This is a genomic window from Luteibacter sp. RCC_6_2, assembly GCF_041360655.1.
Lineage (GTDB): Bacteria > Pseudomonadota > Gammaproteobacteria > Xanthomonadales > Rhodanobacteraceae > Luteibacter.
The window spans coordinates 114,775-136,928 of sequence record NZ_JBFUPQ010000007.1 but is presented as its reverse complement, the minus strand read 5'-3'; the positions used below and the strand labels follow the sequence as shown (position 1 = coordinate 136,928).

The following is a 22,154-nucleotide window of genomic DNA, read 5'->3' as shown; positions in this document are numbered from 1 at the left end:
AAACGTGCCGCCTCGCCGGCGGTTGACGGGCTTGTTGCCAACCGCTCAGATTCGTGTGAAATCGCGGTTACAACCTTTTGCGCGCGGCTGGCATCCATCACCGGCACACCGCATCCACTGGAGGGGATTTCCATGCGTCACCTGCTTCTCGCCTCGTTGCTGCTCGTCCCGGCCATCGCCATGGCCGACGACCAGTGCAAGTTCCACGCGGACCGCAACCTCGACCTCGATCTCTCGGGCGTCCGCGCCGTCCGCTTCTCCGTCCACTCCTACGAACTGCACCTTTCCGGCGGCGCGCCCGCGGGCAAGGGAACCGTGCGCGGCAAGGCCTGCGCCTCCGACCAGCAAACCCTCGACAGCCTCGTCGTCACGCAGGAACGGGACGGCGACACGCTCCTGGTCGAACTGAAGACCAACCGCAACAGTGGGTGGTCGGGCTTCGGCAGCCACTACAGCGACTTGAAGGTCGAGGCCAGCGTGCCGTCGAACATTCCTGTCATGGTCAACGTGGGCTCGGGCGAGGCGAAGGTGCGCGGCGTCGCGTCACTCGACAGTTCGTCGGGCTCGGGTGAACTGGAAGCGAGCGACATCAAGGGGTCCGTACGGACCACGGTGGGTTCGGGCGAGGTGAAGCTCGACAGCACCGGCCCCGTGGAAGTCGACACGGTCGGCTCCGGCGATTTCGAGGCGAAGCACGTGAACGGTGGCGTCCGCATCGGCACCGTAGGCTCGGGCGACGCGAAGCTCAGCGACATCGGCGGCAACGTGGACGTCGGGACCATCGGTTCGGGTGACCTCAACGTCGACGGCGTCCGCGGCGATCTTCGTGTTCGTACGCAGGGTAGCGGCGACGTCGACCACCATGGCGTCACTGGCCGGGTCGACGTTCCGGATAAGAATCGCTGATCCACGCTGGAAGCCGATATGATCCCGTCCTTGGCGGCGGGATACTTCCTTCATGACGTGGCTACCTCCTTCGTTGCGCGCGCTTCGCCGCGACGTGTTCTTCCTCGTATTGCTGGCCGTGTCGGTCGCCCTCGCGATCGCACGGCCTTCGCGCGTCGCCGCGTGGCCGTCGCTGGTCGATTGGCCCACCATCGCGGCCCTTACTGGTCTGCTGATCCTTACCAAGGGCGTCGAGGCCAGCGGTGCGCTGGACCTCGCGGGGCGCTGGCTGATCGACCGCACGTCGACGCGGCGTGTGGCGGCGCTCGGCCTCGTCGCCGCCACCGCCTTGCTGTCGATGCTCCTGACCAACGACGTGTCGTTGTTCGTGATGGTGCCGCTGACCCTGAGCATGTGCCGGATCGCGCGCATGCCGGCGACACGCCTGGTGGTGTTCGAGGCCCTGGCGGTGAACGCGGGCTCGATGCTCACGCCGATCGGCAATCCGCAGAACCTGTTCCTCTGGCAGCAGTGGAATAACGGTTTCGGCGGATTCGTCTGGGAGATGCTGCCACTGGTCGCGATCGCCCTGGCCTTGTTGCTCGCACTGACCGCGCTCGCGTTTCCCGCCATGCCGTTGGAAGTGCACGAGCGCGGCGGCGAGTCCGTCGATCGCACGATGCTCGGCGTGGCGGCGCTGCTCTACGTGCCCTTCATCGTCCTGGCCGACTTGCAGTACGTGGGTTGGGGGTTGCTTGGTGTCGTGGCGGTGTTCCTCGCGCTTCGCCGGCGCGTCGTCGCGAGCATTGACTGGGGATTGTTGCTGACCTTCGTGTTGATGTTCATCGACTTGCGCATGCTGGCGGGACTCGACGCGGTCCGTTCGTTCGTGGCGGGCCTGGGCCTGGAGCACGCGTCGCATCTGTACGTCACCGGGGCGTTGGCCTCGCAGGTGGTGAGCAACGTTCCCGCGGCGATCCTGCTGGCTGAGTACTCGCACGACTGGCGCACGATCGCCTTCGGCGTGAACGTCGGCGGGTTCGGCTTCGTCCTGGGCTCGCTGGCTAACCTGATCGCGCTGCGGTTGCTCGGTGAACGCAAGGCGTGGGCGAGCTTCCACGTGTGGTCGGTGCCGTTCTTCGTGGTGACCGGACTATTGGGCTGGGCGCTGCTGTAGCGGCCCTGACCCATCGAGCCAAGCCGACATCTGGTGGTGGGAGCCGACCCTGTCGGCGATGGGTGCTCGCTATAAGCTGGCCCGCTGCCGCGGGATCGCCGACAAAGTCGGCTCCCACAAAGGGCCAGTCATCCCCGGTAGCGAAGTCCCGGCTTTTTTGTGGGAGCCGCTTCAGCGGCGATGGGTGCTTGTCGCGACCTGGCCCGCTGCCGCGGGATCGCCGACAAGTCGGCTCCCACCAGGTCTAGGCATCCTTGCAATCGGGGCCTGCTTCAGGCCTTGCGGTTGCCTTGGGCGCCGGTGTTGCTGTTGCCGCGGTCGAAGGTCTTGATGAAGTCGCGGACGTCCGGATAGACCACGTCGCGCCAGCGGCGGCCGCTGAAGATGCCGTAGTGACCGGCGCCTTCGATGATGAGGTGCTTGCGGCGCTTCTTCGCGATGCCCTTGCACAGGCCGTGCGCCGCTTCGGTCTGGCCGAGGCCGGAGATGTCGTCGAGCTCGCCTTCGATGGTGAGCAGCGCGGTGTCCTTGATCTTCGCCGGTTGCACCAGTTCACCATGAACTTCCCAGGTGCCCTTGGGCAGGCGGTGTTCCTGGAACACGGTTTCGATCGTGTCGAGGTAGTACTCGGCCGGCATGTCGAGCACGGCGTTGTACTCGTCGTAGAACTTGCGGTGCTGGTCGGCGTCGTCGAGGTCGCCCTTGCGCAGGTTCTCGTAGAAGTCCCAGTGCGACATCACGTGGCGGCTCGGATTCATAGCGATGAACCCCGCGTGCTGCAGGAAGCCCGGATAGACTTCGCGGCCCGCGCCCGGGTACTGGTAGGGCACCTTGTGGATCAGCTGGTTGCGGAACCACGACAGCGGTCGCGTGGTGGCCAGGTTGTCGACGCTGGTGGGGCTCTTGCGCGTGTCGATCGGGCCACCCATGAGGGTGAGCGTGGCTGGCGTGGCTTCACCACGGGCGGCCATGAGCGATACCGCCGCGAGCACCGGCACCGTGGGCTGGCAGACCGAGACCACGTGCGCGCGATGCACGCCGACGTGGCGGATGAATTCCTCGATGTACGTCACGTAATCGGCCAGCGAGAACGAGCCCTGGTCGAGGGGGATCATGCGCGCGTCGACCCAGTCGGTGATGTACACCTTGTGGTCGCGCAGCAGCGTGCGGACGGTGTCGCGCAGCAGCGTGGAGTGGTGTCCGGACAGCGGCGCCACGACCAGCACGGCCGGGTCGTTCTTCATCTTGTCGACGGTGGCCTGGTCGTCGGAGAAGCGCTTGAACCGCTTGAGGGTACAGAACGGCTTGGCCATGGCGACCTGTTCGACGATGGCGACGTCGTGGCCGTGGGCATGCACGCTGTGGATGTCGAATTCAGGCTTTTCGTAGGCCTTGCCCAGCCGGTACATGAGCTCGTAACCGGCGGCGGCGCGTTCCGCGCCCGGCACCCGGGCGAACGGGCTGGCAATGTCGCCGAACATCTTCGCGCCCGCCTCGGCCCAATAGGAGAGGGGGCTGAGCATGGAGCGTTGCCATTCGTGCATGAGGTAGAGCATGCAGCTTACGTCCGGGGCGGGGAAGGTGGCGCATCATAACCAGTTGCGCCGCGCCATGTGTAAAGCCCCTGTTTTTGCTCGATTTAAAGGCCAGCCTTGCGGCAGACCAGCAGGACTTCGTCGACCCCGGGCCCTGGTTCGAAGCCGGCCGTGAAGGCCAGCGGCTTCTGGAAACGCACGCCCAGCGGCATGAACACCCGGTTGTACCACCACATGGCGCGGGCGCGCTGGTGGGTCAGGAACCACTGCCCGAGGTCGAGCAGCTTCGACGATTTCGGCTGCATGCCGTACACGGCGCTGCGTTCGATGGTGAATCCGTGGCGCCCGAGAAGGGCACGGATCGCATCGGGCTCGTAGCGGCGGTAATGGCCCACGAAGTCGTCGAAGGCGGTCCATGCGTCCGGATGCAGGGGCACCGAGATCAGCAGGCGGGCACCGGGCTCGGCCACGCGGGCCAGCTCACCCAGGGCCCCCTCGTCGTCCACCACGTGTTCGAGGATGTCGAAGGCGCAGACGAAGTCGAAGCTGGCGTCGCGAAAGGGCAGGGCGCCGATCATGGCGTTGGCCACGCGGGCGCCGTGCCGGCCCAGCTCGGCCAGCGCGGGCTGGCTCAGGTCGACGAACTGGGTATCCGCCAGTGGCAGGCGGGGGCGCAGCCCGGGAGCGACTTCCAGGCGCCGCGAGGTTTGCGCGGCCAGTTCGGCCACCAGCGGCCAGGTGTTGAACTGTTCTGGCGAGAACAGCTTCGCTTCCGACCACAAGGCGTCGTAGAAGCGCTTGTTGCTGCCGATCAGGTCGGCGTCGGTCCGCTGGGCCGGAGGGCCCGAGGTAAACGATGCGATGGTCATGCGGTACCTCGGGCGGTGAAAAACAAGGACTAGCGCAGTCGCGCCAGTTCGCGCAGCAGGGGCAATCGGCGTACGCGCACGGCGGTGGCGCGGAAGACGGCGTTCGCGAGCGCCGGTGCCGCCGAGGGTACGCCGATCACGCTGGCGCCGGCCGGATCGGCGGTGGACGGCACGATCACCGTTTCCACCTCGTAGGGCATCGGCTGCGTCGCGGCGATCGGATAGTCGCGGAAGCCCGTCTGCTGCACCTTACCGTCCTTCACCGTGATGGCGAGGTTGAGGGCGGTGGACAGCGCATCCAGCGTGGCGCCCTGTAGCTGGGCTTCCAGCCCCAGCGGATTGATCGCCCGGCCCACGTCGGCCACGCAGACCACGCGATGGATGTCGATGCCGTCGGTGGTCGGCGCCACTTCGATGGCGTGCGCCACGTAGGCGCCGAAGACATAGGCGCAGGCGATGCCGAGGCCGTTCTCGCTGCGCAGCCAGCGGCTCCAGTCGAGCTTGTCGGCGGCGAGCTTCAGCACGTTCGCCATGCGCGCGGTGTCGATGGGGCCGCCACGGCCGTTGTACGGCAACTGGCGTGGCTCGCCGAGCAGGGCGAGACGGAAGTCGAGCGGATTGGCCTTCACCGCGTGCGCGAGTTCGTCGATGAAACTTTCGCTGGCGAAGGTGGGCGTGACGTGCGGCGAACCTCGCCACTCGCCGCGGGCCAGCGTCGATTCCAGCGGATACCAGTCGCTGCGGAAGTTGGGAACGAGTCCCGCAGGCAGGGCGTCGGCGACCAGTTCCGATTGCCACAGCCGGTTGTCCGGCGTGGCCCGGCCCACCAGGGCGGAGGGACTGGCCATGCGCTGGTGCCAGCCGACGATGTTCTTCTTGCGGTCAAGCGACGCGTTGAGGCGATGCACGGCCAGCGGGCGGTAGTAGTCGCGCGCGAGGTCGTCGTCGCGGGTCCAGAGCACCTTGACCGGCCGGTTGCGGATCTCGTCGGGTTTCTTCGCCAGGGCGATCGCCATCGCTTCGGCGATGTAATCCTGCTCCAGGCGACGGCCGAAACCGCCGCCGCCGCGTGGCACCTGGATATCGATCTGCTCGGGACGGAACCCGGTCATGCGTTGCACGACCGTGTAAGCCTGGCGCGGCGACTGCGTGGCGGCGATCACCGTCACGCTGGTGTCCGGATCGAGGCGGACGACGCAATTGGGTGTTTCCGCCGTGGCATGCGCGACCCAGGGCTGGAAATACGTGGCTTCGAGCGCACGCGCGGCCTTCTTGCGCGCGGCGGCGATGTCGCCGTCGTTGCGCACGGTGGCCGGCGCGGCGGCGTCGTCGCCGAACAGGTCGAGCGCTTTCTGTTCGAGGGCGGCGCTGGCCGGCTCGGTGGCGCTTCCCGGTTTCCACGTCGCCTTCAACGCGGCGCGGCCGGACAGGGCCGACCAGGTGTCGCGCGCGAGTACCGCCAGCGCCGGTGCCTGGGCGGCGAGACCGGGCTGCTGGCCCTGCTCGGGGGTGATCTCGATCACATCGAAGACGCCCTCGACCTTCTTCGCCGCGTCGCGGTCGGCGGTGTCGAGCGAGCCCCCGGGGTAAGGGCAGCGCGCCAGCACCGCGATCACCGGGTCGCCGATGCTCTCGTCGAAGGCGTAGCGCAGCGTGCCGGTGACGACGGCACGCGCGTCGACGTCGCCGGCGGGTTGCCCGATCAGGTGATAACGCTCGGCCTGCTTCACCGGCGGCGGTGTCGAAGGCGCGTCGATGCCGGCCGCGGCCGAGGCCAGGTCGGCGTAGGAGATGCGCCGGCCGTCGGCGGCGACGACCATGCCGCTCTCGCCACGAAGCTGTTCCGCCGGGACGCCGAGGCGGCGCGCGGCCGCCTGCAGGAGTAGCCAGCGACCGAGCGCGCCGGCCTGGCGCAGGTCGGCCCAGGCGGCCGGAATGCTGGTGGCGTCGCCGCTGCGCTGGCGGCCGTAGGTGAATTTCGGTTCGCCGTTGCCCTGGGTGACGCCGAGGCCGAGGGGTTCCACGATCACGCGGGACCAGTCGGCGTCGAGTTCCTCGGCGATGATCCTCGCCAGCGACGTGGACGTGCCTTCGCCATTGTCGGGATCGCGCACGCCGATGTAGATGCGGCCGTCGGCGGCGATGCGCAGGTAAGGACCGACCTGGGCCCAGGCGTCGCCCAGCAGGCCCAGCGGCGGCGGGCGATCGAGGGCCTCCGCCGTGCCGACGCCGATGACCAGCGCGCCAGCGGTGCCGGCGGCGTATTTCAGGAACCGGCGGCGGGAAAGTCGAACCTCGCCACTCATGCCTTCGGGTCCTTCATCGCGCCGGCGGCGCGCTTGATCGCCTTGCGGATGCGGCCATAGCTGCCGCAACGGCAAAGGTTGCCGATCTTGTCGATATCCGCGTCGGAGGGATTCTTCTGCCGCGACAGCAGGTCCACCGCGGCCATGATCTGGCCGGGCTGGCAGAACCCGCACATGATGGCGTCTTCGTCGATCCAGGCCTGCTGCACGGGGTGCAGCGTGCCGTCCGCGGCGGACAGGCCCTCGACCGTGGTCACCCGCTTGCCGGACATCTTTTCCATCTTCGTCTGGCAGGCGGCCACGGCCTTGCCGTCGACGATGACCGTGCAGAAGCCGCAATCGCCCTGGTCGCAGCCGTACTTCGCGCCGGTGAGGCGCAGCACGTCGCGCAGGTACCAGAGCAGGGGCATGGTCTTGTCGCCCGTGTGCCGGTAGCGCTTGTCGTTGACGATGAGGTCGATGCCTTCACGTACCGGCTTGGGCGCCGGCTGACGGGCGTCCTGCTTGGGCGGAACGGGTACGGGAGACGTCGGACCTTGCTGTGCCATCGGCTTTCCTCAACTGAACCGGGTCATTGTGGCATCCGTGCCATGGTTCAGCGAGCGACTTTACTGAACAGCCGTCGCCACACGGCGTAGACAGGCAGTCCCGACAGCACCACGAGGCAGACCACGCCCGCGCTGAGTGGCTTGTCCCAGGTGTACGCCACGACCACGCCGATCACGGTGGCGAGGAAGACCAGTGGCAGCAGGGGATAGGCCGGCGTGGCGAACGCGGGCCGGCCCTGGCCGTGCCGGCGATACCAGAACAGCGTGGCGATGGTGACCGCGTAGGCGGCCCAGTCGCCGAACGCGGCGAAATCCAGCAGTTGCCCGTAATTGGCGATCCATACGAGCACGATGGCCCACGCCGAAAGCATCATCAGCGCGATGTTCGGGGTGCGATAGCGCGGATGCAGCCTGGCCACGCTGGAGAAGAACAGGCCGTCCTGGCCCATCACCTGGAGGACGCGGGCGCCGGCGACGAGGGTGATGTTGCAGAAGCCGAGCGTGGAGATGGCGATGCCGATGGCGATCAGCTTCGCGCCGGCGGTGCCGAACACGCGGCTCATCACGTCGGCCGCCGGCGCCTGGCTGGCCGCGAGGCCATCGTGGCCGAGCACGGCGAGGTACGCGTAGTTGGTGAGCACGTAGGCGGCGATCACCACCAGCATGCCCACGATCAGGGCACGCGGCAGGGTGCGTTGCGGATCGCGGACCTCGCCGGCGAGGTTGTTGAGGTAGCTGAAGCCGGAGAAGGCGAACAGCACCGGCAGCAGGGCGCCGGCGAGGCTGCCGGTCACCTGGGTCGGGCTCGCCTCCAGCGCCTGGGTGGTGCCGGCTCCCGCGAAAGCGACGCCGGTGACCACCAACACGACGATGGCGGTGAGCTTCAGTATCGCGAAGACGTTCTGCACCTGGGCGCCGAAGCGGATGCCGAAGAGGTTGAGTCCCGTGACGAAGACGAGCGCGCCGATGGCGAGTGGCTTGATCAGGCCGGGCGAAAGACCGAACACGGAGGTGGCGTAGCTGCCGAAGATGGTCGCCACGGCGGCGCTGCTACCGCTGTAGATCACCAGCAGCATGGTCCATCCGAACAGGAATCCGGCCAGCCGGCCGAAGGCTTCGCGAAGATAGACGTAGCTGCCGCCCGCCTCCGGCCGCCGCGCGCCCAGTTCGGCGTAGCAGAGGCAACCGATCAGCGTAAGCAGGCCCCCCGCTACCCACAGTCCCAGCAACACCCAGCCGGAGCCGGTGCGCTGCGCGACGATGCCGGGATTGAGGAAGATGCCGCCACCGATGATCCCGCCCACGACGATGAGCGCGGCGTCCATGAGGGTGAGGCGGCGGGCGTAGCCGGGATTTTCCATGGATCGTCGTCGCCTGGGTAAAGCGCGCAGGATCGCCTGCGCGCCACGGCCCCCGCAAGCCCGGATCGCGTTGAACGCCTAGAACATGTGGCGGAAGAGGTCGGCCAGGGCGCGGCTGAAGGTGGCCGAGGCGATCACGATCGCCACCGTCGTCGCCCAGACCACGAGCAGCAGCACGCCGTCGCGTTCCACCAGGGCGAAGGCGAAGGCGATCAGCATGCCGCCGAACACGTAGTTGGTGAACGGAATCGGCAAGGCCAGCAGGATGCCGACGAAGATCATGATGGCGCCCGAGGCGAAGGTGAATGGCCGTTGCGTGAGGCGTTGCAGGCGCGGTTTGCAGATCTTCTCCAGCCGGCGCGTCATCGGCGCGATACGGTCGAGGAAACGCAGAAGGCCCTCGCGCGACATCGTGCGCCGGCGAAGGAAGCCGGGGATCCACGGGTGCTCGAGGCCGATCAGCATCTCCAGGCCGAGCGCGATCACCAGCACGCCCATGATCCCGCCGATGCCCAGCGGCACGGGTATGAAATTGGGAATCGCCAGCAGGAGAAGGAGGAAGCCGAAGGCGCGGCGCCTCAGCGGCTCGAGCAATTGCTCGATCGTGATCCGTTCACCGGGGGTGGACATGAGCGCCGCCCTCAGCAGGGCGGCGGTCTTGTCTTCGCGCGGTTCGGTCGGTGTCATGCAACGACTGTCGCGGCCCGCGCTTGAACCCCCGCTTTACGTTGCCGGCCGGGGTGTCATTCGCCTGCAACGGACTCTTCGGCGCCGACGGTGCTCACCAGCACCTTGTCGATGCGGGCACCGTCCATGTCGACCACCTCGAAGCGGTTGCCCTGCCAGGTGAAGGATTCGCCCGCCTGCGGGATGTGGCCGAACTGCGTGGTGAGCATGCCGGCCACGGTGCGGAAATCGTGTTCTTCCTCGTTGGGCAGGCGATCCAGCTGGAGCAGTTCGCGCAGGTCGTCGGCCGGCAGCGACCCGTCGACCAGCCAGCTGCCATCGTCGCGGCGCACGATGGGGCCTGCCTGCCCGGCGTCGTCGGCCGTGGGGGCGGTGGCGCCGACCACGGCCGTGAGCAGGTCGTTCAAGGTGACCAGGCCCTCGATGTCGCCGTATTCGTCCACCGCCAGCGCGAGCTGGGTGTCGGCGTCGCGAAAGGCTTCGAGCAGGTCGAGGGCCCGTGCCGTGGCGGGCACGAAGAGCGGACGGGCGACGCGGGCGAAAAGGTCGACCTGGCCGCGCTCGAGGGAGCCGATCAGGGATTTCACCTCCACCGTGCCGACCACCTCGCTTTCGTCGCGGCGGTACACCGGGTAGCGGGAGAACTGTGTCTCGCGCAGTACCTCGAGGTTGTCCTCGCGCGACGCGGCCACGTCCAGCCAGGCGATCTTCATGCGCGGCGTCATCACCGAGTCCACCGTGCGGTCGCCCAGGCGCAGCACGCGGTTGACCATGTTGCGCTCGTCGCTGTCGAGGATGCCTTGCTCGGCGCTTTCCGCCACGAGGAGGCGGATCTCCTCTTCGGTGGCCGCGCTGGCGCTGGTCCGGTGCAGGCGGAGCACGCGGAGGATGCCGGTGGAAAGGTGGTTGAGCAGCCAGACCATCGGCAGGGTGATGCGCGAAATCACCAGCATCGGCATGGCGATCTGGCAGGCGATGCGCTCGGGGGCGGAAAGGGCCGCGCGCTTGGGCACGAGTTCGCCGATGACGATCTGGACCAGCGACATCAGCAGGAAGCCCAGCAGCCAACCGACCACGCGCACATACGGTTCCAGCCAGAGCGGGCCACCGCCGTGCAGCAGCTCGGCGAACTTCTCGCCCAGGCTGTCACCGGCCACGGCACCCGTGACAAGGATGATCAGGGTCATGCCGACCTGGACCGTGGAGAGGAAGCGCTCCGGCGACTCGGCCAGCTGCAGGGCCACCCGGGCGCGCCGGCTGTCCCTGGCCAGCTGCTTGAGCCGGCTCTTGCGCGAGGCGACGACGGACATCTCGGACAGGGCGAAGAAGCCGTTGCCGAGGGACAGGACGAGGACCAGCAGGAGTTCGGAGAGCATCGGGGGCTTATATAGCAGATGGGCCGTGCCCGGTCGTGGACGTTCGCCCGCGGGATGCCCACGGCACCGCCAGGCTCAGTCCGGTAACATTAGCGTCATAAATTCCCAAGGTTCCCCAGGCGACGCCATGTTTTCACTCCAGACGATCTTCGGTAAGGGCGACAAGTTCTATGGGCTGCTCGAAGCCAGTGCCGAGGCCGCGCGCGAAAGCGCCCGGGCCATGCACGAGCTGGTGACCCAGACCGACCGTACCCCGGTGATGGCCGCCTTCAGCACGGCACGGGCCCGCGAGAAGGCCTTGCACGGGCAGATCGGCGAGGAACTGGTGAACACCTTCGTCACCGCCCTGGACCGCGAGGACATCGAGGCCCTGAACTCGGCGCTGTACAAGATCCCCAAGACCATCGAGAAGTTCGCCGAGCGCTACGTGATCGTCGCCGAGCGCCTGCAGGGCATCGATTTCAGCCAGCGCGCCGCGTTGCTCGAACGCTCGGCCGACGTGGTGGTGGCGATGATCGGCCAGCTTCGCCATGGCCTGAAGATCGACCCCGTGAAGAAGCTGCGCGACCAGCTCCAGGCCCTGGAGTCCGAGGCCGACCGCCTGCTGCTCGATCCGTACCGCACCCTCTACGCCGAAGCCTCCGATCCGCTTCGGGCCATCCTCGCCAAGGACCTCTTCGAACTGGTCGAGAAGGCCGTCGACAAGTGCCGGGACGTCGGCAACGTCGTCTATTCGATCGTGCTCAAGAACTCCTGACGGCGGGCGCCCCATGAGCATGGTCATCGCGGTCGTCCTGATCGCCCTCGCGTTCACCTATATCAACGGCTTCCACGATACGGCGAATTCCATCGCCACCGTGGTCGCGACCAAGGTACTCACGCCAGGCCAGGCGGTCCTGCTGGCGGCCGTCACCAACCTGGCGGGCGCCCTCTGGGGCACGGCCGTGGCGGCGACGATCGCCTCGGGCCTGATCGACACGGGCGTGGTCGAGGTCGGTTCGCAGCTGCTGATCAGCGCGCTGCTCGGCGCCACCATCTGGAACCTGATCACCTGGTGGCTCGGCCTGCCTTCCAGTTCCAGCCACGCCCTGGTCGGCGGCCTGTGCGGTGCCGCGCTGGCCGCGGCGGGCGACAACTTCCATTCGATCATCTGGTGGCAGGGCGGCGCGCACTGGTGGCTCGGCAAGGGCGTGGTGCCCAAGGTCATCGTGCCGATGATCGTCTCGCCCTTCCTCGGCTTCGTGATCGGTTTCCTCATCATGGGTGGCCTCTATGCGTTGCTGGGCTTCTTCTCCAGCCGCAAGGGCCCGCTGCGACGCTTCGGCCGCACGCCGTTCGTGAACAGCTTCTTCGGCAAGGCGCAGATCGTCTCGGCCAGCGCCATGGGCCTGTCCCACGGCATGAACGACGCGCAGAAGAGCATGGGCATCATCGCCCTGGCCCTGGCTGGCGCGACGGCGGCCGGCCAATTCGACCACCTGCCCGCGTTCCTGCATTTCCTGCGCATCCCGCACGACCCGGCCGCGGCCGGCGGATTCCCTATTCCTGTCTGGGTGAAGGTGGTCTGCGCGCTCACCATGGCCGGCGGTACCGCCGGTGGTGGCTGGCGCATCATCAAGACGCTGGGCCACAAGATGGTGAAGCTGCATCCCATCAATGGTTTCGCCGCCGAAGGCAGTTCCGCGGCGGTGATCCTCACCGCCTCGATGCTCGGCGTGCCGGTGTCGACCACGCACAACGTGTCCGCGTCGATCATGGGCGTGGGCGCGGCCAAGCGCTTCAACGCCATCCGCTGGTCGGTGGTCGAGCGCATGGTCTGGGCATGGATCCTCACCCTGCCCATCACGGCGGGGCTCGGCTACGGCCTGGTCAAGCTGGGCCGCCTGCTGTTCTGACGCCTAAAGCGCGTCGGCGTCGCCATTGACGACCTGCTCGAGCTGGTCGCCGATGGCGCCCAGTTCCTCGATCAGCCGGGCCAGTTCGCGCTCGTCCAGGTAGTCGTATGGGCGGTTCTCGCACAAGTGCAGGTAAGGCGAGCCGTCGAGATCGGCTTCGGCCAGGTATCCGGTGCGTTGCTCCCAGTTGAAGCGCAGGCAGCGTCGCGCATCCACGCCGGCCAGGGGGCCGATCGGCGTCGACAGGCGCAGGAAACGCTGTCCGTCGGCGTCCTCGAGTTCGGTCAGGTAGATGCCCTGGTGCCGCCCGTCGGGCAGCTCGAGGTCGAAGCTGATGATGTAGGGCTCGTTCTGGCGGAGCTTGTGAATGCCGCCCAGGTGGGAGCGAATCGCTTCGAAATGCCGCATGGCTGCCTGCTGGTCCGTCGTCGGGGGCTTCCGATGGTACGCTCAACGGAGGCCCCGGACATGCACGAAACAACCATGAACGATGTACTCGACGATGACGAGGCCCGCGCGTTGCGGGCACAGCGGATCATCGATGCGGTCGCGGCCATTCCGCGTGGCCGGGTGGCCAGCTACAGCGCCATCGCGGCTCGTGCCGGGTATCCCGGCCGGGCCCGCCTGATCGGGCGGGTGCTCGGCGATGCGCCCAATCGCCTCGACCTGCCATGGCATCGCGTGTTGCGGGCCGACGGCAAGATCGGGATTCCCGTCGGCACGCGGGGCTATCGTGAACAGTGCCGGCGATTGAAGGCCGAGGGGGTGGTCGTGAAGGACGGTCGCGTGCCCATGAGCGCCTTCGGCCTGGATCATGACCTGGACCGCGCCATCTGGGGATGACGCGTGCGTGGGATCAGCGATAGGTGACCTCGATCAGGCGCCACGACCGCGACGGGTCGCGGTGCCGGGCGTAGTCGAACAACGCCAGCCTGGGATCGCCTTGCACCAGGCGTGCATCGAGCGAATGGACGATGGCGTCGCCCTGGCGGCCGGCTGGACAATCCAGCTTACCCTCGGTGACCGGGCAGGATGGTTCGACGATGGCGCCGTGGAAGCCGATGCGGCCGCCATCGGCGAACGTGGGTAAGGCGCCGACGAGCAAGGCGCCGGCAAGCAGGCTTGCGGGAAAGAGCGCTTTCTTCATGACATCCCCCCTCTTGAGGACGTTGAAACGCTATGGAATCGCGGGGCGGCATGCCCGGCTCCATTACCTGCCGATGCGCGGGGAAAGAAAACGACCTTACGTCTCAAATCGGTGTAGGCCTACATCCCGTTCAGCTGTCGTCCCGTGCCGGTACGTCGCGCCGGTTTGTTAGCATGGGAGGATGCAGTCCCAGGCTCTCGATCTTCTTCACTCCGTATTCGGCTATCCCGGATTCCGCGGTCAACAACAAGCCATCGTCGAAGAGGTCGCGGGGGGTGGCGACGCGCTGGTGCTCATGCCCACGGGCGGTGGCAAGTCGCTCTGCTTCCAGATTCCAGCCCTCATGCGCCACGGGACGGGCATCGTCGTCTCGCCGCTGATCGCCCTGATGCAGGACCAGGTCGACGCCCTGACCGAAGCGGGCGTGAAGGCGCGATACCTCAATTCCAGTCTCGACGCGACGACCCAGCGCGAGGTCGAGGACCTGCTGCTGGCGGGTGAACTCGACATGCTGTACGTGGCACCCGAACGCCTGCTCACGGGGCGCTTCCTCGGTTTGCTCGACCGCATCCCCATCGCGCTGTTCGCCATCGACGAGGCCCATTGCGTTTCCCAATGGGGACACGATTTCCGGCCGGAGTACCGTGGGCTTGCGATCCTCCACGAGCGCTTCCCCGAGGTGCCGCGCATCGCGCTCACGGCGACCGCCGACGAGCGCACCCGCGAGGAAATCGTCGAGCGACTGGGGCTGCACGAGGCGCGTCGCTTCGTTTCGAGTTTCGACCGCCCGAACATCCGCTATCGCGTGGCGCCGCGGCAGAACGCGCGGCGGCAGTTGCTCGATTTCCTCGACGGACATCGCGGCGAGGCGGGTATCGTCTACTGCCTGAGCCGGCGCAAGGTGGACGAAACCGCCGCATGGTTGATGGAGGCGGGCGTCGAGTCCCTGCCTTATCACGCCGGACTCGATGGCGAGACTCGCACGCGGCACCAGCAGCGCTTCCTCCGCGAGGAAGGCGTGGTGATGGTCGCCACCGTCGCCTTCGGCATGGGGATCGACAAGCCCGACGTGCGCTTCGTGGCGCACCTCGACCTGCCGCGCAGCATGGAGGGCTACTACCAGGAAACCGGACGTGCCGGCCGCGACGGTCTCCCCGCCGAAGCCTGGATGGTCTACGGCCTGGGCGACGTCGTCACCATGAGCCAGATGATTTCGCAATCGGAAGCGGGCGACGATCGTAAGCGCATCGAGCGCCTGAAACTCGATTCGCTGCTCGGCTACGCGGAAGCGACCCGCTGCCGTCGGCAGCTGTTGCTGGAAGCGTTCGCCGAAACCTACCCCGAGCCCTGCGGCAACTGCGACAACTGCCTGGTACCGCCGAAGACGTGGGACGCCACGCTGGCGGCGCAGAAAGCCATGTCCTGCATCTATCGCAGTGGACAACGCTACGGTGCGGGGCACCTCATCGATATCCTGCGCGGCGAGGCGGGCGAGCGCGTGCGCGAGCTCGGCCACGACAAGCTCACCGTGTTCGGCGTCGGCGCCGACATGGATGCCACGCAATGGCGCTCGGTGTTCCGCCAGTTGCTCGCCGCTGGCCTGATCGAAGCCGACCCCGAGGGCTTCGGCACCTTGCGCCTCTCGTCCACCAGCGGGCCGGTGCTCAAGGGCGAACGAAGGGTGTGGTTGCGTGAGGACGCGCGCCCGGCGAAGGGACGCCGCAGTGCGCGGTCGCCGACCACCGTGCCGGGCGGCTCGCTCGGCATCGAGGCGATCGAACAGCCGCTATGGGAAGAACTGCGTCGCGTACGCGCCGAACTGGCCCGGCAGCACGGCGTTCCGGCCTACGTGATCTTCCATGACGCCACCTTGCTGGCCATGCTCCGTGCGTTGCCCGGAAACGAAGAGGAACTGGCTTCGATCAGCGGCGTGGGCGAGAACAAGCTCAAGCGTTACGGCAAGGATTTCCTCGCGGTGCTCACGGCCGCAAGCTGACGCCGAGCGTGCGGCCAGCGGAGCAGGCTGGCGCTCGTGTGGGAGCCGCTTCAGCGGCGATGGGAGCTTGCCTCGAACTGGCCCGCTGCCGCGGGATCGCCGCTGAAGCGGCTCCCACAGGAGTGCCTCGGGTAAGCAATCGGCTGAGGTAAGTCTCAAGCACGTGGCGCTTGCGTGGCTCCGCGTTTGCCCCCATTGCTTTTTGGACGACTCAGGGAGCCGCCCATGCACGACGCCACGCCGCTTATCGCCACCATCGTCGGTGGCCTCGTTCTCGCCTTCATCTTCGGCGCGATCGCCCACCGACTGAGGTTGCCCGTCCTGGCGGGCTACCTCGTCGCCGGCGTGGTGGCGGGCCCGTTCACCCCGGGGTGGGTCGCCGATGCGCACATCGCCCAGGAACTCGCGGACCTCGGCGTCATCCTGCTCATGTTCGGCGTGGGCCTGCACTTCTCCTTGAAAGACCTCCTCTCGGTCAAGGCCATCTCGGTTCCCGGTGCCGCGGTGCAGATGGGCGTCGCCACCGGCCTCGGCATGCTGCTGGGCTGGTTGCTCGACTGGCCGCTTGCGCAGGGCTTCGTGTTCGGCCTCGCGCTCTCGGTGGCCAGCACGGTGGTCCTGCTGCGCGCGATGGAGGAACGCCGCCTGCTCGACAGCGATCGCGGCCGCATCGCGGTGGGTTGGCTGATCGTCGAGGACCTGGCGATGGTGCTGGCCCTGGTGCTGCTGCCGGCGATCGGCGGCTTCCTCGGCACGGAGAAGGGCGGGGCGGCGACGGACGTGGGCGCCCTGCTGGAGACGGTGGCATGGACCATCGGCAAGGTGATCGTCTTCGTCGCCTTGATGCTCATCGTCGGCAAGCGTGTGATCCCGTGGACGCTCCAGGCGGTTTCGGCCAGCGGCTCGCGCGAATTGTTCCGCCTCGCCGTGCTCGCGATCGCGCTGGGCATCGCGTTCGGCGCGGCCCACCTGTTCGACGTCTCGTTCGAACTCGGCGCCTTCTTCGCCGGCATGATGATGGGCGAGTCGAAATTGTCACAGCGCGCCGCCGAGGAAACCCTGCCGCTGCGCGATGCCTTCGCCGTGTTGTTCTTCGTGTCGATCGGCATGTTGTTCAACCCCGGCATCCTGCTCGAACACCCATGGATCGTGCTGGCGGCCTGCCTCATCATCATCGTGGGCAAGTCGGTGGCCGCCTTCGCCATCGTTCGTGCCTTCGGCCGGCCCGCGAAGACCGCGCTCACCATCGCCACCAGCCTCGCGCAAATCGGCGAGTTTTCCTTCATCCTCGCCGGCCTCGGCGTTTCGCTGGGCCTGTTGAGCGAGGAGGCGCGCGACGTGCTGCTCGCCGCGGCCATCGTGTCGATCCTGGTCAACCCGCTGCTCTTCGTGGTGCTCGACCGGTGGATCGCGAAGCACGATTCGGATGCGCCTGAAGACCATCCCGACGCCATCGCGGGACACACCGTGCTGGTCGGCTTTGGCCGCGTCGGCCGACGCGTGTTCGCGGAACTGCATGCGGCAGGGACGCGCACGCTCGTGATCGAGACCGACGAGGACGCGGTGCGCGAACTGCGCCGTCAGGACACCGCCGAGATCGTGATCGGCAACGCCGCGGCCGCGCCGGTGCTGGCGGAGGCGAATCTCGCCGGTGCCAGGGCGTTGATCGTCGCCGTGCCCGATCCCTTCGAAGGCGGACAGATCGTTCGCGCCGCGCGTGCCCTGCGCCCGGACCTTCCCATCGTGGCGCGCGCGCACTCGGTGGAATGCGTCGCCCATCTGGACGGCCTGGGCGCGAGCGACGTGATCTACGGAGAGCAGGAACTTGCGCACAGCATGTTCGAGGCGGCACAGCCACGGCGGACCAGTCCCGCGCATTGATGCGGACACGCCGGCCTAACGGGCCGCTCGTTATCGTCGAAGGACTGGCGGTCGAGACGACGAGGACGACATGGCATCCCTGATCGAGGACTACGCGATGCTCGGCAATTGCCGAAGCGCCGCACTGGTGGCACGGAACGGTTCGATCGACTGGTTATGCCTGCCTCGCTTCGACTCCGCCTCCTGCTTCGCGGCCCTCGTCGGCGACGACGACAACGGGCGATGGCGAATCGCTCCCGCCGATCCCGATGCCGCCTGTTCACGCCGGTACATCGACGGCAGCCTCGTATTGGAGACCGAATGGCGCACGGCCACGGGACGGGCGAGGGTCATCGATTTCATGCCGTTCGCCGGCGACCAGGTGGGCGTCACGCGCATCGTCGAAGGCATCGAGGGCCGGGTGGATTTCGAAGCCGTGCTCACGATCCGCTTCGACTACGGCAACGCCGTGCCCTGGGTCAGCCGCCTGGACGAGACCACCCTCACCGCCGTCGCGGGCCCGGACATGCTGGTCGTGCGCAGTCCCGTGGCCGTGGAAGGCGAGGGCATGCACAGCATCGCCCGCTTCGTCGTGGGCAAGGGCGATTCCATCCCCTTCATGATGGCCTGGGGCCCCTCGCACCTGCCGCCGACCGCCGCACTCGACCCCCATGCCGAACTGCGCGATACCCTCGCGTTCTGGGAGACCTGGTCAAACCGTTGCAACGACAGCGGCGAGTGGAGCGATATCGTCCGCCGTTCCCTGGTGGTGCTCAAGGGCCTGAGCTACCTGCCCACCGGCGGCATCATCGCGGCACCCACCACCTCGCTTCCCGAGCAACTGGGTGGCCAGCGCAACTGGGATTACCGCTATTGCTGGGCGCGGGACGCCACTTTCGTGCTCTCGGCCCTGGTCAACGCGGGGTATCACGACGAGGCCAGCGCGTGGCGCGACTGGGTGCGCCGGGCGGTCGCGGGATCGCCCGACCAGTTGCAGGTCCTCTATGGCGTGGCCGGCGAGCGCCGCCTGGAGGAATACGAGGTGCCCTGGCTCTCCGGCTACGAGGGGGCCAAGCCCGTACGCATCGGCAACGCCGCGTCCGCGCAGTTCCAGTTGGACATCTTCGGGGAACTCGTCGGTGCCTTCGCCCATGCCATCCGCCATGGCGTCACCCTGCAACCCGAAGCCGACGACGTGCAGGCGGTGTTCCTGGAACATCTCGCCGGGATCTGGCGCCAGCCGGACGAAGGCATCTGGGAGATCCGCGGCGAACCACGCCACTTCGTGCATTCGAAGGTGATGGCCTGGCTGGCGTTCCAGCGCGCCGCCGAGCAGGACCGGCACGGCCGTGACCCGGGCTTCACCCAGCGCTGGCGTGCGATCGCGGATGAAATCAAGGCCGACATCCTGGCCAAGGGCGTCGATCCCGCGCGTGGCTGCTTCACCCAGTCGTACGGGTCGACCGAACTGGATGCCAGCCTGCTCCTGGTGACCCTCACCGACTTCCTTCCGCCGGATGATCCGCGCATCGTCGCCACCGTGCGGGCGATCGAGGAAGACCTGCTTGTCGAAGGCTTCGTGCGCCGCTACGACACGCGCAGCGGCGTGGACGGCCTCCCACCGGGAGAGGGCGAGTTCCTGCCATGCAGTTTCTGGCTGGTGGAGAATTACGTACTGCTCGGCCGCTTCGACGAAGCACGCGAATTGTTCAAGCGCCTCATCGGGCTCGCGAACGACCTCGGCCTGCTCGCGGAGGAGTACGATCCACGGTCGAAACGGCTGCTGGGCAATTTCCCACAAGCCTTTTCACACGTCGCGTTGGTTAATGCCGCTTTCAGCCTCGCGCATTGCTACAGCGCGACGGCAGATGTCCACGCCACCCCCGAAGCCCTCGATCCCCAAGGAGTCCGTGCATGAGCCAAGCCCAACCGAAGCGCGTCGCCTCACGCGCTCACCCGGCCGACCCGTGTACCGTCGTGATTTTCGGCGCCGCTGGCGACCTCACCAGCCGCCTCGTCGTTCCCGCCCTCTACAACATGCGCCGCACCGGCCTGCTGTCCGACAACTTCTCCGTGATCGGCTTCAATCACGGCAAGATGACCGACAACGCCTGGAAGAAGGGCCTGACCTCCGCGCTGGAGCGTTTCGTCGGCAACAGCGGCGGCAAGCTCGACGCCGAAGCGTGGGGCTGGCTGAGCGGCCAGATGACCTACCACGCCGGTGACTTCGACGACCTCACCGCGTTCCAGAGCCTCGCCATCAAACTCAAGGATGCGGAGCGCCGCCGCGGCACCAAGGGCAACGTGCTGTTCTACCTCGCCACGCCGGAGCGCTTCTTCGGCGACGTGATCGAAAAACTGCACGAGGCCGGCCTGGTCGACGACGGCGGCCCCGATGGCCAGTGCTGGCGCAGGGTGATCGTCGAGAAACCGTTCGGCCACGACCTGGCTTCGGCGCACGCGCTCAACGAACGCATCCTCAAGGTGCTGCGCGAAGACCAGATCTACCGCATCGATCATTTCCTGGGCAAGGAAACGGTGCAGAACATCATGGCCTTCCGCTTCGCCAACGGCCTGTTCGAGCCCATCTGGAATCGCGATCGCATCGACCACGTGCAGATCACCGTGGCCGAGACGGTCGGCGTCGAGCGTCGCGGCTCGTTCTACGAGCAGACCGGCGCATTGCGCGACATGGTGCCGAACCACCTGTTCCAGTTGCTGGCGATGGTCGCGATGGAACCCCCAACCTCGTTCGACGCGGAGGCCGTGCGCACGCGCAAGGCCGAGACCATCGAGGCGATCCGCCCCATCCAGCCCGAGGACGCCGTGCGCGGCCAGTACGGCCCCGGCGCGGTGAACGGCGAACTGGCGATCTCCTACCGCGACGAGCCGAACGTGGCGGCGGATTCCGTCACCGAGACCTTCGTCGCCATGAAGTTGTCGATCGACACCTGGCGCTGGTCGGGCGTGCCCTTCTACCTGCGTACCGGCAAGCACATGGGCCGGCGCACCACGGAGATCGCGATCCGCTTCAAGTCCGCGCCGTTCGCTCCGTTCCGCGGCACGGGCATGGACGCGTTCGGTCCGGACTGGCTGGTGTTGCAGATCCAGCCCGACGAAGGCATCTCGTTGCAGTTCGACGTGAAGCGTCCGGGCCCGCGCGTGGAACTCGCGCCCGTGCGCATGGATTTCAAGTACGCCGACTGGTTCCGCGCCGAACCCAACGTGGGTTACGAGACCTTGCTGTACGACTGCATGACCGGCGACGCCACCTTGTTCCAGCGAGCCGACATGGTCGAGGCGTGCTGGCGCGCCGTGCAGCCGATCCTCGACGATTGGGCACAGCGCACGCCCGCCGACTTCCCGAACTATGCGTCTGGCAGCGCCGGCCCCGCCTCGGCCGATACCTTGCTGGCCCTGGGTGGACGTTCGTGGCGTCCGCTGAACTCGGCGAACGAGCTCAACGCCAGGCGCACGGCGAAGCCCAAGGTGGATGCGCCTTCGCCCGCGCAGAAATCGCCGGAGCGCCGCAAGGCCGCGCAAAGGGCCGCCGCCAAGAAGGCCTTGCGCAGCACCGCGGTGAAAAAGGCCGCCCCGGCACGCAAGGCGACCGCGACGAAATCGGTTTCAAAGAAAACGGCGACCAAGAAAACCCCGACGAACAGGACGGCCGCTGCATCCGCCAAACGCGCACCGCCCAAGCGTGCCTCGACAACCCGCGGCAAGGGCCCGCGCAAGAAATAGCGCGAGCCCGGAGCTCCCCAACAAACTGTGGGAGCCGCTTCAGCGGCGATCCCGCGGCAGCGGGCCAGGGTGCTTCAAGCCCCCATCGCCGCTGAAGCGGCTCCCACAAGGGCCGGCCAAGGTTGAGTAGACCAGGTAGGACCGGGCTTGGTGGGATGGTGGGATGGTGGGAGCCGACTTTGTCGGCGATCCCGCGGCAGCGGGCCGGGTTGGGGCAAGCCCCCATCGCCGACAGGGTCGGCTCCCACCATCCACCATGCCATGGAGGGCTGCGTCACCGGGACGGAAACGACCTTCCAGTGGGTGGTTTTCGCGCTGCATTGCAGCAAAGCCGCCGGTTTGCATGGCAGTGCGCTCCACGTTCGCATTCCCACGGAAAAAAGCCACGGTGGCAAAACGGGTTACGACTCACCGTCACTTGCATGGCGCGTCCATGGATCGATCCAAATCGTACTAGCCAGTTTCCGCACTGCACTATTTTTTTGTTTTCTTATTTCATAGCTAGAACAGGTACTTACATAAAACAGCGTATCTTTAGATCGAGTTAAAAATCGGTTGACAACGTTGTCAGCGGCCCCTAAAAATCCGCTCAGTCACACCACTGCAATAGCGACGACGACACAAGCGGGCCGTGCCGGCCATGTACGGCGATCGCGGTAGGGCGCAGGGCTAAAAACCAAAATCCAATGGAACGAACGGTAGCGAACGCGGGCGTCAGCCTGCGCGGTGGCGTTCGTTCCGAAGAAGACACCACGCAGGGAAGGGGCG

General features: G+C 67.1%; 18 protein-coding genes. 9 read left to right on the top strand and 9 right to left on the bottom strand.

What is annotated here, in order from left to right; translation table 11 throughout:
- The first annotated feature begins 132 nt into the window (after positions 1 to 132).
- The gene (locus AB6730_RS09735) at positions 133 to 906 is read left to right on the top strand and encodes a hypothetical protein (RefSeq protein WP_371023414.1); all 774 of its coding nucleotides are present in this window, start codon (positions 133 to 135) and stop codon (positions 904 to 906) included.
- Between the two features lie 52 nt (positions 907 to 958).
- Positions 959 to 2,062: an SLC13 family permease gene (locus tag AB6730_RS09730; RefSeq protein WP_371023413.1), complete on the top strand. Its 1,104-nt coding sequence runs from the start codon at positions 959 to 961 to the stop codon at positions 2,060 to 2,062.
- A gap of 272 nt (positions 2,063 to 2,334) precedes the next feature.
- Here the strand turns inward: AB6730_RS09730 and AB6730_RS09725 are convergent, their stop codons facing one another.
- From AB6730_RS09725 to AB6730_RS09695, 7 genes are all read right to left on the bottom strand, one after another.
- A complete protein-coding gene (locus tag AB6730_RS09725) occupies positions 2,335 to 3,618 on the bottom strand; it encodes a polyhydroxyalkanoate depolymerase (protein ID WP_371023412.1) in 1,284 nt (427 codons plus the stop codon).
- Positions 3,619 to 3,701: 83 nt separating this feature from the next.
- Entirely contained in the window at positions 3,702 to 4,466 is a 765-nt protein-coding gene (locus AB6730_RS09720; RefSeq protein ID WP_371023411.1) for a class I SAM-dependent methyltransferase, read from the bottom strand.
- Between the two features lie 29 nt (positions 4,467 to 4,495).
- Positions 4,496 to 6,772: a molybdopterin cofactor-binding domain-containing protein gene (locus tag AB6730_RS09715; RefSeq protein WP_371023410.1), complete on the bottom strand. Its 2,277-nt coding sequence runs from the start codon at positions 6,770 to 6,772 to the stop codon at positions 4,496 to 4,498.
- Positions 6,769 to 7,320, bottom strand: a complete 552-nt coding sequence (locus tag AB6730_RS09710; protein WP_371023409.1) for a (2Fe-2S)-binding protein — start codon at positions 7,318 to 7,320, stop codon at positions 6,769 to 6,771. The genes AB6730_RS09715 and AB6730_RS09710 overlap by 4 nt, the downstream gene beginning before the upstream one ends.
- A gap of 47 nt (positions 7,321 to 7,367) precedes the next feature.
- Positions 7,368 to 8,681, bottom strand: coding sequence for an APC family permease (locus tag AB6730_RS09705; RefSeq protein WP_371023408.1), 1,314 nt, complete (start codon positions 8,679 to 8,681; stop codon positions 7,368 to 7,370).
- Positions 8,682 to 8,759: 78 nt separating this feature from the next.
- Positions 8,760 to 9,368, bottom strand: a complete 609-nt coding sequence (locus AB6730_RS09700; protein ID WP_371023407.1) for an exopolysaccharide biosynthesis protein — start codon at positions 9,366 to 9,368, stop codon at positions 8,760 to 8,762.
- Positions 9,369 to 9,424: 56 nt separating this feature from the next.
- A complete protein-coding gene (locus AB6730_RS09695) occupies positions 9,425 to 10,744 on the bottom strand; it encodes a hemolysin family protein (RefSeq protein ID WP_371023406.1) in 1,320 nt (439 codons plus the stop codon).
- Positions 10,745 to 10,871: 127 nt separating this feature from the next.
- Here AB6730_RS09695 and AB6730_RS09690 point away from each other — a divergent pair, with 127 nt between their 5' ends.
- Both AB6730_RS09690 and AB6730_RS09685 read left to right on the top strand, forming a co-directional pair.
- A complete protein-coding gene (locus AB6730_RS09690; RefSeq protein WP_306849739.1) occupies positions 10,872 to 11,501 on the top strand; it encodes a DUF47 domain-containing protein in 630 nt (209 codons plus the stop codon).
- Between the two features lie 13 nt (positions 11,502 to 11,514).
- On the top strand, positions 11,515 to 12,639 hold the full coding sequence (locus tag AB6730_RS09685; RefSeq protein WP_371023405.1) for an anion permease: 1,125 nt from the start codon (positions 11,515 to 11,517) through the stop codon (positions 12,637 to 12,639).
- A 3-nt stretch (positions 12,640 to 12,642) separates the two neighbouring features.
- Here the strand turns inward: AB6730_RS09685 and AB6730_RS09680 are convergent, their stop codons facing one another.
- Complete coding sequence (locus tag AB6730_RS09680) at positions 12,643 to 13,047, bottom strand: hypothetical protein (protein ID WP_371023404.1); 405 nt, start codon at positions 13,045 to 13,047, stop codon at positions 12,643 to 12,645.
- Positions 13,048 to 13,122: 75 nt separating this feature from the next.
- On the opposite strand from AB6730_RS09680, the gene AB6730_RS09675 reads away from it, so the two are divergent.
- Entirely contained in the window at positions 13,123 to 13,482 is a 360-nt protein-coding gene (locus AB6730_RS09675; protein ID WP_371023403.1) for an MGMT family protein, read from the top strand.
- A 13-nt stretch (positions 13,483 to 13,495) separates the two neighbouring features.
- Here the strand turns inward: AB6730_RS09675 and AB6730_RS09670 are convergent, their stop codons facing one another.
- On the bottom strand, positions 13,496 to 13,786 hold the full coding sequence (locus AB6730_RS09670) for a hypothetical protein (protein ID WP_371023402.1): 291 nt from the start codon (positions 13,784 to 13,786) through the stop codon (positions 13,496 to 13,498).
- Positions 13,787 to 13,967: 181 nt separating this feature from the next.
- On the opposite strand from AB6730_RS09670, the gene recQ reads away from it, so the two are divergent.
- From recQ to zwf, 4 genes are all read left to right on the top strand, one after another.
- Positions 13,968 to 15,782 (top strand): DNA helicase RecQ, encoded by a 1,815-nt coding sequence (recQ, locus tag AB6730_RS09665; RefSeq protein WP_371023401.1) that lies wholly within the window; start codon positions 13,968 to 13,970, stop codon positions 15,780 to 15,782.
- Positions 15,783 to 16,007: 225 nt separating this feature from the next.
- Positions 16,008 to 17,663 (top strand): YbaL family putative K(+) efflux transporter, encoded by a 1,656-nt coding sequence (gene ybaL / locus AB6730_RS09660; RefSeq protein ID WP_371023400.1) that lies wholly within the window; start codon positions 16,008 to 16,010, stop codon positions 17,661 to 17,663.
- A 70-nt stretch (positions 17,664 to 17,733) separates the two neighbouring features.
- On the top strand, positions 17,734 to 19,560 hold the full coding sequence (locus AB6730_RS09655) for a glycoside hydrolase family 15 protein (RefSeq protein ID WP_371023399.1): 1,827 nt from the start codon (positions 17,734 to 17,736) through the stop codon (positions 19,558 to 19,560).
- Entirely contained in the window at positions 19,557 to 21,386 is a 1,830-nt protein-coding gene (gene zwf, locus AB6730_RS09650) for a glucose-6-phosphate dehydrogenase (protein WP_371023398.1), read from the top strand. The genes AB6730_RS09655 and zwf overlap by 4 nt, the downstream gene beginning before the upstream one ends.
- Positions 21,387 to 22,154: the final 768 nt, after the last annotated feature.